The organism is Marinobacter sp. C2H3 (assembly GCF_037080155.1).
In the GTDB taxonomy this organism is placed as follows: Bacteria; Pseudomonadota; Gammaproteobacteria; order Pseudomonadales; family Oleiphilaceae; genus Marinobacter.
The window spans coordinates 30,027-45,359 of record NZ_JBBBNZ010000005.1 but is presented as its reverse complement, the minus strand read 5'-3'; the positions used below and the strand labels follow the sequence as shown (position 1 = coordinate 45,359).

The following is a 15,333-nucleotide window of genomic DNA, read 5'->3' as shown; positions in this document are numbered from 1 at the left end:
CTCGCTTGCCCGTGGCCGTCGCTTCAGGGATTGACCTGCTGCACCGCAATGTAACGCTGGCTCCGGCGGGTCCGGTCTTCCACCCGGCCGACCAGTTGTCCGCAGGCGGCGTCGATGTCATCACCCCGGGTGGTACGTACGGTCGTTATGTAGCCAGCTTCGTTGAGAACGGCCTGGAAACGACGGGTCGCGTTCATGCTCGGCCGGCGGAAATCACTTTCCGGGAACGGGTTGAACGGAATCAGGTTAATCTTGCAGGGCAGTCCGCGCAGCAAGGTGACCAACTCCCGTGCGTGCTCGGGCTGATCGTTCACCCCCTCAATCACCGTGTACTCGATGGTGGCCTTGCGCTTGTCCGGCAGGCGCGCCAGGTAACGGCGGGTGGCCGCGAGAAGCTCGGCAATCGGGTATTTTTTGTTCAATGGAACCAACTGGTTACGCAACGCATCATTGGGCGCATGGAGTGAAATGGCCAGTGAAACATCGGTAACCTCCCCCAGGCGATCCAGGGCCGGCACCACGCCTGAAGTGCTCAGGGTCACCCGACGCTTGGAGATCCCATAGGCCAGGTCCTCCATCATCAGGTTCATGGCATCCACCACGTTGTCAAAATTCAGCAGCGGCTCGCCCATGCCCATCATCACGACGTTGGTGATCGGCCGGTCGGCATTCGGCTCAAAGGGCATGAACGCCTTGCGGGCGACCCACACCTGGCCAATGATCTCGGCCGCCGTCAGGTTACGGTTGAAGCCACGCTTGCCGGTGGAGCAGAAGGTGCAGTCCAGGCTGCAGCCAATCTGGGACGAGACGCACAGGGTGCCCCGCTCGCCGTCGGGGATCAGCACTGTCTCAACGCTGTTGCCGTTGTCCATGCGCATCACCCACTTACGGGTACCGTCCTTGGAGGTTTCGTCGTACACCACCTCCGGGCCGCGGACTTCCGCCACTTCCTTGAGCCGATCCCGCAAGACCTTGCTCATATTGGTCATTTGATCGAAGTCGTCCACACCCCGCTGGTGAATCCACTGAAGCACCTGCTGCGCCCGGAAGCGCTTCTCGCCCAGCGTCTCGAAGAACGCCTCGAGCTTGGCCTTCGGAAGCCCGAGCAGGTTGGTTTTTTCGGTGGTAGCGGTCATGAAAAACCTCGATCAGATAACCAATCGGGGCCGCTCAGCGCGGCCCCGGACGTTCGGCTCAGCCGCGCGGGCAAAGCTCGTCGTCGTTGAAGAAGTAAGCAATCTCACGCTCAGCGGAGGCGGCGGAGTCAGAACCGTGAACCGCGTTGGCGTCGATGCTGGAAGCGAAGTCGGCGCGGATAGTGCCCGGCGCGGCTTCTTTCGGGTTGGTGGCACCCATCAGGTCACGATTCTTCAGGATGGCGCCTTCGCCCTCCAGAACCTGGACAACCACCGGGCCGGAGGTCATGAAGGCCACCAGGTCGTTGAAGAACGGGCGCTCTTTGTGCTCGGCGTAGAAGCCTTCGGCCTGTTCCTGGGTCAGGTGCATCATGCGGGCTGCGACGATACGCAGGCCGGCTTTCTCGAAACGGGTATAGATCTCGCCGATCACGTTCTTGGCAACGGCATCCGGCTTGATGATGGAGAGCGTGCGCTCAGTTGACATGGTGTATCTCCACTGTGGGTCTGGGTGAGTGTGTCAGGTTGAAAAATCAGGCCTGCGATTATACGCAGTCCGGCCTCGACTGCCTACCGCAACCGCGACCGGCGCATGCCACACCCGAATCAGACACCCACGTCAGCGGACATTTCGCAACCGGCGAACCACCTCGGTGATCTGATGGGCCGCAAACCGGACGTCTTCGTCCGTGGTATACCGCCCCAGGGAAAAACGCAGTGCCCGATGTGCCTCAGCATCCTCCAGACCAATGCCTCGAAGCACAAACGACGGCTCGATGGTCGCAGAGGCGCAGGCGGAGCCAGACGACACCGCCAGATCCCGGAGCCCAATCATCAGCGACTCGGCCTCGACACCCGCAAACGACAGGTTCAGGAGACCAGGTACCCGGTGTTCCTCACTGCCGTTCAAGGTAACGCCATCCAGGTCGCGGAGGCCCTCCAGCAAGACGGCGCGGAGGGACTCCAGCCTCGCCATTTCCTCGTCCAGGGTGTCCGCCGCCAGAGCAAATGCCTTACCCATGCCGACAATCTGGTGTGTCGGCAGGGTGCCGGAGCGCATGCCCCGCTCGTGGCCGCCGCCGTGCATCTGGGCGGCAATGCGCACGTCCGGGGACCGGCGCACGTACAGGGCGCCAATGCCTTTGGGGCCGTAGACCTTGTGGCCGGACAACGCCATCAGGTCAACCGGCATGGAGCGCACGTCGACCGGCATCTTGCCGGCCGCCTGAGCCGCGTCCACGTGAAACAGCACGCCCCGCTCCCGAAGGACCGCGCCGAGGGTGGCAACGTCGTTCACGCAGCCCAGCTCATTGTTCACCAGCATCAGGCTGACCAGTACCGTGTTGTCCCTCAGCGCCTCCAGCACCCGCTCCGGCGGGGTCCGACCGTCCCGGTCCGGTGACAGCCAGGTCACCTCAACGCCCTGCTGCTCCAGCCATTTGCAGGTATCCACCACCGCCTTGTGCTCAATCATCGAGGTGACAACGTGAGGCGACTGGTGGCCCGCCACCGCGCCCTTGATGGCGAGGTTATCGGACTCGGTGGCGCCGGAGGTCCATACGATCTCCCGTGGGTCCGCATGGATCAGGTCCGCCACCTGCCGTCGGGCAGCTTCCACGGCGGCCTCGGCCTGCCAGCCATACACATGGGAACGCGAGGCAGGATTGCCAAAGGTACCCTCGAGGGTCAGGCAATCGGCCATGACAGCAGCCACTTCCGGCGCCACCGGCGTGGTGGCGGCGTAATCCAGATAAACGGGTTTTTTCATGGTGAATCAGAAACGTATTGTGGTCAGGCCGGCGCCCGATCGGTCAGGCGCTCGGTGTTGATGGTATCCGAATCCGACCCGTCCTGACGGCGGTTCTGCCGATCGGCCACCTGGCGGATCTCGTGTTTTTTCATCAGGTCGCCCAGGCTGATCTCACTCAGGAACTGGTGAATCTGGTCGCTCAGGTCCGACCACAGGTGATGGGTCAGGCACTTTTCGCCGTTCTGGCAATCGCCTTTGTTGCCACACCGGGTGGTATCCAGAGACTCGCTGACGGCGTCCACCACATCGGCAATGAACACCTGATCGGGGCCCCGGCTCAGGCGGTAACCGCCGCCAGGGCCGCGCACGCTTACCACCAGGTCACAGCGGCGCAGGCGGGAAAAGAGCTGCTCGAGGTAAGACAGGGAGATCTCCTGGCGGGTGGAGATATCCGCCAGACTGACCGGCCCCTGATCCCCGTGCAGGGCCAGATCCAACATCGCCGTAACGGCATAGCGGCCTTTGGTGGTCAGCTTCATGATCTCAGCCCTGTGTCGGGAGTTGATCGAACATTGATCAAGCGTTGATCAATAACAACGGCCCGAGTATGGATTGACCCAGTAAATCAGTCAAGTATTCAGGAACGGGTCTCCGACTCGTCCCGGACGCAGTCAAAATCCTCGTCCTGCAACGGCGGCAGAGCGCCGTTCTGGTACTCGCTGTTGACCTTGCGCAGCGCCTTGCACATGGTTTCGATGCGATCATCCACCGCGTGCATGTGGTCCAACAGGGCCCGCATGGACCGGGCGACCGGATCCGGCATTTCCTCGGTGACACCGTAAGCATCAAAGCCCATGCGCTCTTCCATCTCCTTGCGCCGCACGTCGTCCTCGTTGCGCTGCTTGACGATGGCGCGGCCCGGGATACCCACCACGGTGGCGCCGGCCGGAACGGCCTTGGTCACCACGGAATTGGATCCAATCTTGGCGCCCTCGCCTACTTCAAACGGCCCCAGGATCTTGGCACCGGCCCCAACAACCACACCGTTGCCGATGGTCGGATGACGCTTGCCCTTGTTCCAGGAGGTACCACCGAGTGTCACGCCCTGATAGAGCGTCACGTCGTCGCCAATGACCGTGGTCTCGCCGATCACCACACCCATACCGTGATCAATGAAGAAGCGGCGGCCGATCTGGGCGCCCGGATGAATCTCGATGCCGGTAAACCACCGGGCCAGGGTCGACAGGGTCCGGGCCAGCCACTTGAAGCCCAGCCCCCACAGCCAGTGCGCAAGGCGGTGGAACATCAGCGCGTGCAGACCCGGGTAGTTGGTCAGCACCTCAAAGGTGTTCCGGGCCGCCGGGTCCCGGTGAAACACGCTGTTTACGTCTTCCCGCAACTGATCAAACATGGTGAGAATCCTGTCCGGTGACCGGCGCCTCGGCCCCGGTCTTGTGAGAGTGCGAATCGTCAGCGCCCGCGGCCTTCTGGACGGAGGTCAGGATGCCGCGGAGAATGTTCACTTCCATGCGATCCAGTCTGGCCCGCTGGAACAGGCGCCGCAACCGGGTCATCAACTGCCCCGGCTTGTCCCGGCGGTGGAACGCCACGTCCACCAACGCCTGCTCCAGGTGCTCGAACAGGCCTTCCACTTCCGCCACCGAGGCCGGCGCCACATCCCAGCCCTCGTCGCCAGGCGCTGCCATCGGCTTCAGATAGGGGTTGGCTTCCCCGCTTTCAAGGTGGCGGAGATGGAACATGCGAAGTTCGTAGCACAGCACCTGAACCGCCATGGCCAGGTTCAGTGAGCTGTAGTCAGGATTGGACGGAATGTGGATGTGGTGGTGGCAACGCTGCAACTCTTCATTGCTCAGGCCATTGCTTTCCCGGCCGAACACCAGTGCAACCTCACCGTCACGGGTCGCCGACACTGCGGTGTCGGCAGCCTGGGCCGGCGGCATAACCGGCCATGGAATCTTGCGGCCCCGGGCGCTGGTGCCCATCACCAGGGTGCAGCCTTCCAGAGCCTGGTCCAGATGGCTGACCACGGTGGCCCGATCAAGCACATCCGAGGCGCCCGCCGACCGGGCGTATGAGGCTTCATCCGGAAACGATTTCGGGTTGACCAGCCAGAGGTTGCCAAGCCCCATGTTCTTCATGGCACGTGCCACCGCGCCGATGTTTCCAGAATGGGTGGTTTCCACCAGGACAATGCGAATGCGTCCGTTGAAGCTGTCGACCGGCACCGTCCTCGCGCCCTGCTCTGCCACGTCTTGCGTCATTGGAATGCCCGTTCTCTTGGTGGCTCCGGTGGAGCCCGTTTATCAGGCGCGACACTATACCAGATGGCCCCGGCGGCCGCCGCTCCGGAGATCCACGGACACCAACGCATCCGTGCATTTCCGGAGGCAAAAGACAGACAGGGCGGCCGCAGTTTTGCTATGATACGCGCCTTTAACACACCGGGAAAACGAACACTCCGATGCAACCAGCTATCAAGATGGCCCTGCGCGTTGCGCGCCAGGGAGCCGATTACCTGAAAGCCCACTTCGAACGCCAGGAACCGAACAGCAAGGAAGGCCGGGACCTCGGCCAACAGCTGGACCGGGTGGAACAGTCCATCTACGACAACTTCCGCGAGCAGCTCGAGAAGGCCTACAAGGATCACGGCATTGCCGCCATGTACGAGGCGGATGCGGACGGACAGGAACGAAGCTGGCACATCTTCCCGGTGTTGGGGCGCGAGAATTTCCTTCGCGGCATCCCCGATTTTGTTCTGGCGCTGGCGCAGAAACGGAACAACCGAATCGAAAACCTGCTCATGGTGAACCCCATCACCGGCGAGGAATATTCCGCGTCCCGGGGACACGGCGCAGCGCTGAACAGCCGTCGGGTACGCACGTCGGAGACCCGCACGCTGGATAGAGCCGCCGTCGTCAGCAACCTGCTGGCCCAGGCCCGCAACAGCGAGCAAGCGCCGCTGTGGGGCGAAATGGCCGCCACCCTGGCCCAAAGCGCCAGCGACTTCCGCACCAGCGGCTGCGTGGCCCTCGATATCGCTCGCGTTGCCTCCGGCCATCTGGACAGCGCAGTGATCTTCCGCCCGGAGAACATCGAGCTGGATATTGGCATTCTGCTGGCGATGGAATCCGGCGCGCTGACGGGCGATTTCGCCGGCAACCCCTCCAGCGCCGGCGCCCGCCAACTGGTGGTTGCCAACCCCAAGCTGTTCCGGGAGGTGCTCAAGGCACTGCACCCGTTCCGAGGCCGTCTGCCGCGCTGAGCGACGCGACGGCGTCCGGGCGCTGCCGCCGGAAACCGGGCATAAAAAAACCGCCGATATCGGCGGTTTTTTTGTGCCTGGCGCCCCGGCAGACGGAGCGCCTCTGGCACATCACATCCGGTTCAGCCATTCGGGCGGCTCTTCTTCCTGCTCGCCCTTGGCGCCTTCCTTGACCGGCAGCGCCATGTCCTCACGGGTGACCCGGAAGACCAGCAGCAGGTTTGCCGCCACGTAGATTGAGGAATAGGTACCGATCACGATACCGATGATCAGCGCCAGCGCGAACTTGTTGATGGCCTCACCACCGAAGAAGTACAGCGCGAACAACACCACCAACGTGGTACCGGAGGTGTTGATGGTCCGGCCCATGGTCTGGTGAATGGAGGTGTTGATAATCTCCCAGCTACTGCCGACCCGCATCCGGCGGAAATTCTCACGAATCCGGTCCGCAACGATGATCGTGTCGTTCAGCGAGTAGCCGATGATTGCCAGCAATGCCGCCAGCACCGTCAGATCGAACGTCCACTGGAACACGGCGAACACGCCCAGCACCACGATCACGTCGTGGAACAGCGGAATCACCGACGCGATGCCGAACTTGAACTGGAACCGCATGCCCACGTAAATCAGCACCACTGCCAGAGCAAGCAGCAGGCCGAGGCCACTGTCTTCCTTGAGCTTGTCACCCACCTGGGAACCAATGAACTCGGAACCGACCAACTCCAGCTTCTCGCCGCTGGCTTCCAGGGTGTCAACCACCCGCTGCGCCAGCTCGTTGTTGCCCGCTTCGGCCAGGCGCACCAACACGGTACGGTCGGAGCCAAAGTTCTGCACAACGAACTTGTCAAAGCCTGACTGCTCCAGAGTCTGCCGGACCGCGTCCAGCGACGGCGCCTCTTCGTACTGCAGTTCCACCGAGGTACCCCCGGTGAAGTCCATCCCAAGATTCAGGCCTCGCACGGAAATTGCGACAATCGACAACACCACGAGAACAATCGACAGGATGGAAGCGGCCTTACTCAGGCCCATGAAATCAAACGGTTTCTTATCCTGGTCAAACATTGGCCAGCTTCCCCCCGATAGACAGTTTCTCCACTCTGCGACCGCCGTACACCAGATTCACGATGGACCGGGTGATCATCAGCCCGGAGAACATGGACGTCAGGATGCCAAGGCTCAGCGTCACCGCGAAGCCCTTGACCGGGCCGGAACCCATGGCAAACAGAATGATGGCGACCAGCAGCGTGGTCACGTTGGAATCGACGATGGACACGAACGCCCGGCCGAAGCCCGCGTTGATCGCCAACTGGGGCGAGGCCCCGGATCGCAGTTCTTCCCGTATCCGTTCGAAAATCAGCACGTTCGCATCCACGGCCATACCCATGGTCAGCACGATACCGGCAATACCCGGCAATGTAAGGGTGGCCGAGAGGATGGACATGCACGCCACCAGCAGCATCAGGTTGAGCGTCAGCGCCACGTTGGCAATCAGGCCAAACACCCGGTAGTACAGGATCATGTAGATCAGCACCAGGATCAGGCCGGCGATGGCCGACGTCACACCCGCGTCGATGTTCTGCTGCCCCAGGCTCGGGCCGATGGTGCGTTCCTGCACGAAGTACATGGGTGCCGCCAGGGCACCGGCCCGCAGCAGCAGCGCCAATTCCGAGGCCTCGGGGATGGAATCCAGCCCGGTGATCCGGAAGCTGCTGCCCAGGGCGGACTGCACGGTGGCCAGGCTGATGATGCCTTTATCCACCACCCGCTTGTCGACGGTCTTGGGCTCGCCGTCCACCATCTTGGTTTCCTGCTCGGTCCGGTACTCGATGAACAGCACCGCCATGCGCCGGCCGATGGCGTTCCGGGTGGCCCGGTTCATCAGGTCGCCGCCCACGGAATCCAGGGTAATGTTGACCTGGGGCTGGCCGTTCTGGTCGAAGGACTGCTGGGCGTTGGAGACGTTGTTACCGGTAACGATCACGTCCCGCTCCAGGCGCGCCTCACGGTCCGGGTTGTCCCGGAACGGGAAGGTCTCGGTCTCGCCGGACGGCGCGTCCTGGCGGGCTTCAAGCCGGAACTCCAGATTGGCCGTCGCTCCCAGTACCCGTTTGGCCTGGGCCGTATCCTGCACGCCCGGCAGCTCAACGATGATCTGGTTGGCGCCCTGGCGCTGGACCAGTGGTTCAGCCACGCCCAGCTCGTTGACCCGGTTACGGATGGTGGTCAGGTTCTGCTCCAGGGCATATTCCTGGATGGATTTGACTTCCTTTTCGGTCAGGGACAGCACCGCCAGGTATTCCCCGTCCTTTTGGGACTCGTCAACCTGGAACTGGTTGTAACGCTGCTTGATCTGGGCAATGGCATCGGCCCGGGAGGCTTCATCACGGAACGTCAGGACAATTTCGCGGTCCTCGGTGACGTCGCCGCCACGGTAACGCACCCGCTCCTCACGCAGCTCCCGCTTGATCTGTCCGGACAGTGCGTCCAGCCGTTGGGTAACCGCCGTCTCCATATCCACTTCCAGCAGGAAGTGCACACCGCCGCGCAGGTCGAGGCCCAGCTTCATCGGGCCGGCGCCGAGGGATTTCAGCCAGCCCGGCGTGGACGGTGCCATGTTCAGCGCCACCAGATAGTCCTTGCCAAGAGCCTGCTGCACCAGCGGCCGGGCTTTCAACTGGGCGTCGGAGCTTTTCAGGCGGATCAGGGCGTTGCGATCCTGGAGGTTGCTGCCTTTCACCTCGAAGCCCTTGCTCTCAAGGGCGGACACCGCGCGGTCGAGAACCCGCTCGTTCACTTCGGTACTGCTGCGGGCGCCGGTAATCTGAATGGCGTAGTCGTCCGGGAACAGGTTGGGCAACGCGTAGATGATCCCGATCACCACCGCAACGAGGATGACCAGGTTTTTCCAGAGCGGGTATTTGTTCAGCATGGGTTACCTTGTCGCCGGCCTGGGCGGCCAGCCTGGGTTGTCAGCCAGTAAACGCGGAACGGGGGCGCTGTCTCCAGCGCCCCCGATCGGGATCAGATGTCTTTCAGGGTGCCCTTTGGCAGGGCGGCGGCGACAGCCACTTTCTGGATCTTGATCTCGACGTTGTCCGAGACCTCAAGCACGATGAAATCATCGGTGACCTTGGTAATCCGGCCGATCACGCCACCGGAAGTGACAATCTCGTCGCCCTTGTTCAGGCTGGACATCAGGTTCTTGTGCTCTTTCGCCCGCTTGGACTGGGGACGCCAGATCAGGAAGTAGAAGATCAGGATGAAGCCGGCAAAGAAAATGATCTGCCCCATCACACCCATGCCGCCCGCTGCGGCACCCGCGTCCTGCGCCATGGCCAGCGCCGGTGTGAGACCCAGCAGGCCCGCGGTCAGCAGTTTGATTGCTTTCATTCGTTCTCTCCGTTGGTTTTCAAGAATGTTCAGGCACCGGCCACGGGTGGTACGTCTTGCCCCCGCAGGCGATAGAATTCGCTAATGAAGTCCGACAATTTACCTGCTTCAATGGCCCCACGCAATCCGGCCATCAGGTTCTGATAGTACCGGAGGTTGTGGATGGTGTTCAGCTGGGAACCGAGCATTTCTCCACATTTATCCAGATGATGCAGATAGCTTCTCGAAAAATTCTCACACGTGTAACAGTCGCACCGGCTGTCCAGCGGTGAGGTATCGTGCCGGTGCTTCGCGTTCCGGATTTTCACGATCCCCTCGGAGGTGAACAGATAACCGTTGCGGGCGTTGCGCGTGGGCATCACGCAATCAAACATGTCCACGCCCCGGCGGACCGCCTCAACGATATCCTCCGGCCGGCCAACGCCCATCAGGTAACGGGGCCGATCCTCCGGCATGCGCGCCGGCAGGAAATCGAGGATGCGCAGCATGTCTTCTTTGGGCTCGCCGACGGACAGGCCGCCAATGGCATAGCCGTCAAACCCGATGTCCGTCAGCCCTTTCAGGGACTGTTCCCGCAGCGGCTCATACATGCCGCCCTGCACGATACCAAACAGCACCGCCGGGTTGCCCTCATGGGCGCGCTTGCTGCGTTCCGCCCAGCGCAGGGACAACTGCATGGACTCCCGGGCCTCCTGCTCGGTGGCCGGGTACGGGGTGCACTCGTCAAAGATCATCACGATGTCTGAGCCCAGATCCCGTTGCACCCTGATCGCAATTTCCGGAGAAAGTTCCACCGGCGAACCATCCACCGGCGACCGGAAGGTCACGCCCTGCTCCGTGATCTTGCGCATATCCCCCAGGCTGAACACCTGAAAGCCGCCGGAATCCGTGAGAATCGGCCCCTGCCACTGGGTAAAATCGTGCAGATCGCCGTGGGCTTTTACCACGTCTGTACCCGGACGCAGCATCAGGTGAAACGTGTTGCCGAGAATAATCTGCGCGCCGATGGCCTCAATGTCCCTGGGCAGCATGCCCTTGACGGTGCCGTAGGTGCCCACCGGCATAAAGGCCGGGGTTTCCACCACGCCCCGGGGAAAAGTGAGCCGGCCACGACGGGCCTGGCCATCGTTACCGAGGTGCTCAAACTGCATGAAACAGGGGGTGCTCACAGGCCGTCTCCAGAAGGTGTGGCGCCGGCGCGGCCCGCCTGGGCGCGCTCGCGCCCGACGCTGGGCTCGCAGCCGGTGATGAACATGGCGTCGCCGTAGCTAAAGAAGCGATAGCGCTCGGCCACGGCGGCCCGATAGGCGTTCATGGTGTGCTCGTAGCCGGCAAAGGCGCTGACCAGCATGATCAGCGTGGATTCCGGCAGATGGAAATTGGTAATCAGCGCGTCAATGGCCTGAAACCGGTAGCCCGGGTGAATAAAGATATCCGTCTCTCCCTGGAACACCCGTGTGACACCGTCCCGGGTGGCCGATTCCAGCGACCGCACCGAGGTGGTCCCGACGGCGATCACCCGGCCGCCCCGGGCCCGGGCGCGCTCAATGGCGGCCACCGCTTGCTCCGGCACGTGGGCCACTTCGCTGTGCATCACGTGATCTTCAATACGATCGACCCGGACCGGCTGGAAGGTGCCGGCGCCCACGTGCAGGGTCACAAACGCCATGTCGACGCCATGATCCTTCAGACGGGCCATCAGCGCCTCGTCAAAGTGCAGGCCAGCGGTGGGCGCGGCCACCGCGCCGGCTTCCCGGGCGTAGACCGTCTGGTAGCGCTCCCGGTCCGAGGACTCGTCCGGGCGATCCACATAGGGTGGCAGCGGCATGTGCCCGATGCGCTCGAGCAGCTCAAGCACCGGCTCGTCGCCGGCCACTTGCAGGCGGAACAGAGCGTCCTGCCGCTCCACCATGGTCAGCCGGCTGCCGTCTTCCAGCACCACGCCCTGCCCCGGTTTGAGCGCCTTGGAGGCTCGGACGTGCGCAAGGAAGTCGTGCTCGGAGGTCACCCTCTCCACCAGGATTTCCAGTTGACCACCGGTGTCCTTGTGGCCAAACAGCCGGGCCGGGATCACGCGGGTATCGTTGAACACCAGAAGGTCGCCGGGGCGCACCAGATCGGTAAGGTCGGTGAACTGGCCATGGTGGATGTCACCGGTGACGCCATCCAGCGCCAGCAGACGGGAGCTGGTACGGTCTTTCAGAGGATAGCGGGCGATCAGCTCGTCCGGCAGGTCGAAGTGAAAATCGGACACATTCATGGCTGAACTGGCATGCGCATGCAGGGAGTGAAAGTGGTAGCGGCGGGCGGACTCGAACCGCCACGGGTTTTACCCCAACGGATTTTGAATCCGTCGTGTCTACCAATTTCACCACGCCGCCATCGAAGAGTGTGGGGATTATACTGAGGTGACTTGCGAAAGCAATAACCGCAGGGCTTCCCTGCCTACAGACGGTCAAACAGCGACAACTGGGACACCTTCGCGAACGACTGCTGGGCCGCCTGCAGCACAAAGCTCTGGAAGCTGAGATTGCTGATCGCCTCGGAATAGTCGACGTCCTGCAGCTGAGAGCGAATGTCCTTGGCGTACAGGTTGGAGTCCTCCAGGAAGCCCTGGGTGGACTCCACGGCGTTCATGCGCCCGCCCAGCTCGGTCTGCTTCAGGGTGATGCTTTCCTGGGCGTTGTCGAGATTGGCCAGGGATTCGGCGATCAGGGCGTCGTAGGCAGCCGAGCCCTTGGGCGAGCCTTTGTCGATAGAGGTCAGGCCGCTGATCAGGTTTTCAATGGTGCCAAACATCGACTGGCGATCACCCACCCCCAAGGTAAACGTGTCACCCGCCACCGCGTCGTTAACGGTCAGGCTCACGCCGGCCACGGTAAACGGCTCGCCCACCGTGCCCGTGCCAAGGGTGTTGCCGTTCGGGTCGGTCACGGTGATCGCGCCGGCGGCGCCGATGGTCACCGTCATGTCATCGGGCACCCGGGGCGCAAACGCGCTGCGCAGGGCCTGAGCGTCGTCGAGCGTCAGGTCCGAGATGTAGCCATCCGGCGCGGCCGGGTTAGCGGGCGTGTAGTCCTTGACCGTCACTGCCCGGGGAATGTCCACAAAGATGCCCTTGCCCGGGTCGCTGACCGGCACCGTGACGCCGTCATCAATTTCCAGCACCCGCTGGCCCTCGTCACCGTTGTACTGCCAGGAGCCGTCCGGCTGTTTTACGAACGCCGGCTGTCTGCCCTGAAATCCGCTGAACACATATTCACCGGACGCGTCCTGGGTGTTGGTAATGTCGGCCAGCTGATCGACGCGCTCCTGAAGCTCCGCCGCGATGGAATCGCGGTCCGTTACCGACAGAGCACCGTTACCGGCCTGCACGGTCAGTTCCCGGATGCGCTGAATGATGTCGGTAGCGCTCGCCAGAGCACTCTCTTCCTGCTTCAGCCGGTTATCCGCCAGCGAGGTGTTGCGCTGATAGGTTTCAATGCGCTTGACCTCCTGGTCCAGCTTGAGGATGCGCGCAGCGGCAACCGGGTCGTCCGACGGCTGATTAACCTTCTTGCCGGTCGAGATCTGCTGCTGGGTCTTATTCAGGCTGGCGTTCAGCTCCTGAAGCCGATTGACGCCACCGGAAAACACCTGCTGCGAAGAGATACGGATCATACGTCACCCCACGTTGACACTGCCGCTAACCCCCTGGTCACTGCGTTCATCACGCAAAACTCTGCAACAGCGTATTGAACAGATCCTGGCCCACGGAAATCACCTTGGCCGAGGCGTTGTAGGCAGCCTGGTACTGGATCAGCCGGCCGGCTTCCTCATCCAGGTTCACCCCAGAGATGGATTCGCGCTGATTGGTGGACTGCTCCAGCAAGGTTTTGCCGGCGTCCAGGTCCAGCTGGCTCTGACGGGTTTTCACACCCACGTCCTCCACCAGCCCCGCATAGCCTTCGGCAAAGCTCTGGCTGTTACCGTTCATGGTATTGGCCGTGCCCAATGCCGCGAGAAACTGCGCGTTGCGGTTGTCGGACACGCCACCGGCGTTGAAATCGATGGTGAAGGTGTCGCCCGGTTCCGGCTTGCCCGAGATTTCGAACTGATAGCCCTGGTACGCAGCACCGGCGCCGGGGTCTTCGCTGAACACTTTGTTGGCGACGCCCTGGGTAAACGGCTGGTTGGTGATCAGCGCGGTACCGGCGTTGTCGAACACGCTGAACTGAAGGTTGCCGGCGCCGTCGTCCGAGAACTCCACCTGCAGCGGCCCGTTGGCCAGGTCCTGCTGTTGGGTAAATCCGGGCAGCGGGCTGTTGGTGAGCGGGTTGCGCACGTTCAGCATGGTGCCCTGATTGATGATCCCGGTGCCCTTGTTGGTGTCCGCAACCGCCAGCGGGTTCGCGCTGGTCACCGCCCCGGTCAGGGCGCGAATGGGGCTGGCCAGCGCCAGGTCTTCCTCACGCCGGACCACCAGCCCCATATTGGCGGCGGCGTTCCGGCTGGGCTGGATCAGGAACTTGTCACCGGCGTTGATGCTGCCGCTTTCATAGCGGATATTGAAGCCAGGCAGGTTGATCTCGGCTTTTGGATCATTGGGCAGCCGCCCCTGTTTGATGACCTCGCCGGTTGTGCCATCGAGCACCTCGTAACTGCCGTTGTTGCCAAACTGAAGCGTGTAAGTGCCGCCCTGCAGGGCACCCGTGTCGGTGATCTCCACCGCCAGCTGGGTGTTTTGCGGCGACTGGTTATTGGCGTTGGCAATCACCCGGCTGTTCTGTACCGCCGGATCGTTGATGTCCGTGAAGAACAGCCCGCCAAGGTCGCCCTCGAGGTCCATGCCGATTTCGTGCTGGTGGTTGATCTCGGCCGACAACGCCAGTGCCACGTTACCCAGGTCCTCAAAGGCCGATCTGAGGCCCTCGGTCTCAAACCGTCGGAGACCGCCGAGCTTGCCGCCCACAATCTGATCGTCCACCACCAGGGTGCGGCCACCGGATTGCAGGGTAAACTCAAGCTGGGTGGGGTCGGCCGCGTTCTCACGGGTGCCAAACTCCGCCGCATTGTTGCCGACCACAAGGGCCAGGCCGTTGTTCAGCGACACGTTGACCTGCCCGCCATCCGCCGCGCTGACCCGAATGCTGACCAGCTCGGACAGCTGGCGCAGTTTTTCGTCCCGCTGGTCCAGCAACTCATTCGGCATCTTGCCCTGGGCAAGACCCGGCGATTCGGAAATCGCCAGGTTCAGGTCGGCGATGCTCTTGAGCAGGGTGTTGGCATCCTTGACGCCCTGCTGCTCCTGGGTTTTTACCGATTCCCGCTGCTGGATAAGCTGCTCGTTGATGCCCTGGAACCGGTTGACCACCTGCTGCGCCTCGCTCAGGATCTGCTGGCGCTGTGGCAGCGATGTGGGGTCTTCGGAGGCATTCTGCAGCGCCGCGAAGAAATTGTTCAACGCGCTGCTCAGGCCGGTGGATTCGCCGCCAAGCAGATCGTCCAGGCGGGTCAGCTCGGTGTTCAGCGCTTCCTGCTCGCCGCTCAGCGAGGTGTCTTCCCGCACCTGCTGCACCAGGTACTCACTGGCCAGGCGGCGGATATTGTCCACATTGACGCCGCTGCCAATCGAGCCGGCACCCGTGCGCTGCTCCGGCTGGGTGCTGAACTGCACTTCCTGGCGGCTATAGCCCGGCGTATTGGCGTTGGTGATGTTGTTGCCGGTGGTGTTCAGCGCGGTCTGGTGGCCGATGATGCCGGTCAGTCCGATATTGATCAGGCTCGACATGGTG

General features: G+C 62.5%; 14 protein-coding genes and 1 tRNA gene. 1 reads left to right on the top strand and 14 read right to left on the bottom strand.

Annotated elements, in window-relative coordinates; translation table 11 throughout:
- Positions 1-23: 23 nt before the first annotated feature.
- The 6 genes from rlmN to trmJ form a co-directional block, all read right to left on the bottom strand.
- Complete coding sequence (rlmN, locus tag V3388_RS13910; RefSeq protein ID WP_336368180.1) at positions 24-1,136, bottom strand: 23S rRNA (adenine(2503)-C(2))-methyltransferase RlmN; 1,113 nt, start codon at positions 1,134-1,136, stop codon at positions 24-26.
- 58 nt (positions 1,137-1,194) lie between these two features.
- Positions 1,195-1,623, bottom strand: a complete 429-nt coding sequence (gene ndk, locus V3388_RS13905) for a nucleoside-diphosphate kinase (protein ID WP_336368179.1) — start codon at positions 1,621-1,623, stop codon at positions 1,195-1,197.
- Between the two features lie 132 nt (positions 1,624-1,755).
- Positions 1,756-2,904: an IscS subfamily cysteine desulfurase gene (locus V3388_RS13900; protein ID WP_336368178.1), complete on the bottom strand. Its 1,149-nt coding sequence runs from the start codon at positions 2,902-2,904 to the stop codon at positions 1,756-1,758.
- 23 nt (positions 2,905-2,927) lie between these two features.
- Positions 2,928-3,425 (bottom strand): Fe-S cluster assembly transcription factor, encoded by a 498-nt coding sequence (locus tag V3388_RS13895; protein WP_336368177.1) that lies wholly within the window; start codon positions 3,423-3,425, stop codon positions 2,928-2,930.
- Between the two features lie 98 nt (positions 3,426-3,523).
- Positions 3,524-4,297 carry a serine O-acetyltransferase gene (gene cysE, locus V3388_RS13890; protein ID WP_336368176.1) on the bottom strand — a complete coding sequence of 258 codons (774 nt, stop codon included), beginning with the start codon at positions 4,295-4,297 and terminating at the stop codon, positions 3,524-3,526.
- Positions 4,290-5,168 carry a tRNA (cytosine(32)/uridine(32)-2'-O)-methyltransferase TrmJ gene (gene trmJ / locus V3388_RS13885; protein WP_336368175.1) on the bottom strand — a complete coding sequence of 293 codons (879 nt, stop codon included), beginning with the start codon at positions 5,166-5,168 and terminating at the stop codon, positions 4,290-4,292. Before trmJ ends, cysE begins: the two co-directional genes overlap by 8 nt.
- 200 nt (positions 5,169-5,368) lie before the next feature.
- Here trmJ and V3388_RS13880 point away from each other — a divergent pair, with 200 nt between their 5' ends.
- On the top strand, positions 5,369-6,169 hold the full coding sequence (locus V3388_RS13880; RefSeq protein ID WP_336368174.1) for an inositol monophosphatase family protein: 801 nt from the start codon (positions 5,369-5,371) through the stop codon (positions 6,167-6,169).
- A 111-nt stretch (positions 6,170-6,280) separates the two neighbouring features.
- Here V3388_RS13880 and secF read toward each other — a convergent pair whose 3' ends face one another.
- From secF to flgK, 8 genes are all read right to left on the bottom strand, one after another.
- On the bottom strand, positions 6,281-7,231 hold the full coding sequence (gene secF / locus V3388_RS13875; protein WP_336368173.1) for a protein translocase subunit SecF: 951 nt from the start codon (positions 7,229-7,231) through the stop codon (positions 6,281-6,283).
- Positions 7,224-9,098, bottom strand: coding sequence for a protein translocase subunit SecD (secD, locus tag V3388_RS13870; protein ID WP_336368172.1), 1,875 nt, complete (start codon positions 9,096-9,098; stop codon positions 7,224-7,226). Before secD ends, secF begins: the two co-directional genes overlap by 8 nt.
- 92 nt (positions 9,099-9,190) lie before the next feature.
- The gene (yajC, locus tag V3388_RS13865; protein ID WP_336368171.1) at positions 9,191-9,559 is read right to left on the bottom strand and encodes a preprotein translocase subunit YajC; all 369 of its coding nucleotides are present in this window, start codon (positions 9,557-9,559) and stop codon (positions 9,191-9,193) included.
- A gap of 29 nt (positions 9,560-9,588) precedes the next feature.
- Entirely contained in the window at positions 9,589-10,710 is a 1,122-nt protein-coding gene (tgt, locus tag V3388_RS13860; RefSeq protein WP_336368314.1) for a tRNA guanosine(34) transglycosylase Tgt, read from the bottom strand.
- 14 nt (positions 10,711-10,724) lie between these two features.
- Complete coding sequence (queA, locus tag V3388_RS13855; RefSeq protein WP_336368170.1) at positions 10,725-11,819, bottom strand: tRNA preQ1(34) S-adenosylmethionine ribosyltransferase-isomerase QueA; 1,095 nt, start codon at positions 11,817-11,819, stop codon at positions 10,725-10,727.
- A gap of 34 nt (positions 11,820-11,853) precedes the next feature.
- Positions 11,854-11,940, bottom strand: a tRNA-Leu gene (locus tag V3388_RS13850).
- Between the two features lie 64 nt (positions 11,941-12,004).
- Positions 12,005-13,219: a flagellar hook-associated protein FlgL gene (flgL, locus tag V3388_RS13845; protein ID WP_336368169.1), complete on the bottom strand. Its 1,215-nt coding sequence runs from the start codon at positions 13,217-13,219 to the stop codon at positions 12,005-12,007.
- Positions 13,220-13,268: 49 nt separating this feature from the next.
- A complete protein-coding gene (gene flgK, locus V3388_RS13840) occupies positions 13,269-15,329 on the bottom strand; it encodes a flagellar hook-associated protein FlgK (RefSeq protein ID WP_336368168.1) in 2,061 nt (686 codons plus the stop codon).
- Positions 15,330-15,333: the final 4 nt, after the last annotated feature.

Excerpts from the sequence above, each read along its gene's own strand:
- rlmN (WP_336368180.1), bottom strand. The coding sequence starts at position 1,136 with ATGACCGCTACCACCGAAAAAACCAACCTGCTCGGGCTTCCGAAGGCC.
- ndk (WP_336368179.1), bottom strand. The coding sequence starts at position 1,623 with ATGTCAACTGAGCGCACGCTCTCCATCATCAAGCCGGATGCCGTTGCC.
- V3388_RS13900 (WP_336368178.1), bottom strand. The coding sequence starts at position 2,904 with ATGAAAAAACCCGTTTATCTGGATTACGCCGCCACCACGCCGGTGGCG.
- V3388_RS13895 (WP_336368177.1), bottom strand. The coding sequence starts at position 3,425 with ATGAAGCTGACCACCAAAGGCCGCTATGCCGTTACGGCGATGTTGGAT.
- cysE (WP_336368176.1), bottom strand. The coding sequence starts at position 4,297 with ATGTTTGATCAGTTGCGGGAAGACGTAAACAGCGTGTTTCACCGGGAC.
- trmJ (WP_336368175.1), bottom strand. The coding sequence starts at position 5,168 with ATGACGCAAGACGTGGCAGAGCAGGGCGCGAGGACGGTGCCGGTCGAC.
- V3388_RS13880 (WP_336368174.1), top strand. The coding sequence starts at position 5,369 with ATGCAACCAGCTATCAAGATGGCCCTGCGCGTTGCGCGCCAGGGAGCC.
- secF (WP_336368173.1), bottom strand. The coding sequence starts at position 7,231 with ATGTTTGACCAGGATAAGAAACCGTTTGATTTCATGGGCCTGAGTAAG.
- secD (WP_336368172.1), bottom strand. The coding sequence starts at position 9,098 with ATGCTGAACAAATACCCGCTCTGGAAAAACCTGGTCATCCTCGTTGCG.
- yajC (WP_336368171.1), bottom strand. The coding sequence starts at position 9,559 with ATGAAAGCAATCAAACTGCTGACCGCGGGCCTGCTGGGTCTCACACCG.
- tgt (WP_336368314.1), bottom strand. The coding sequence starts at position 10,710 with ATGCAGTTTGAGCACCTCGGTAACGATGGCCAGGCCCGTCGTGGCCGG.
- queA (WP_336368170.1), bottom strand. The coding sequence starts at position 11,819 with ATGAATGTGTCCGATTTTCACTTCGACCTGCCGGACGAGCTGATCGCC.
- flgL (WP_336368169.1), bottom strand. The coding sequence starts at position 13,219 with ATGATCCGTATCTCTTCGCAGCAGGTGTTTTCCGGTGGCGTCAATCGG.
- flgK (WP_336368168.1), bottom strand. The coding sequence starts at position 15,329 with ATGTCGAGCCTGATCAATATCGGACTGACCGGCATCATCGGCCACCAG.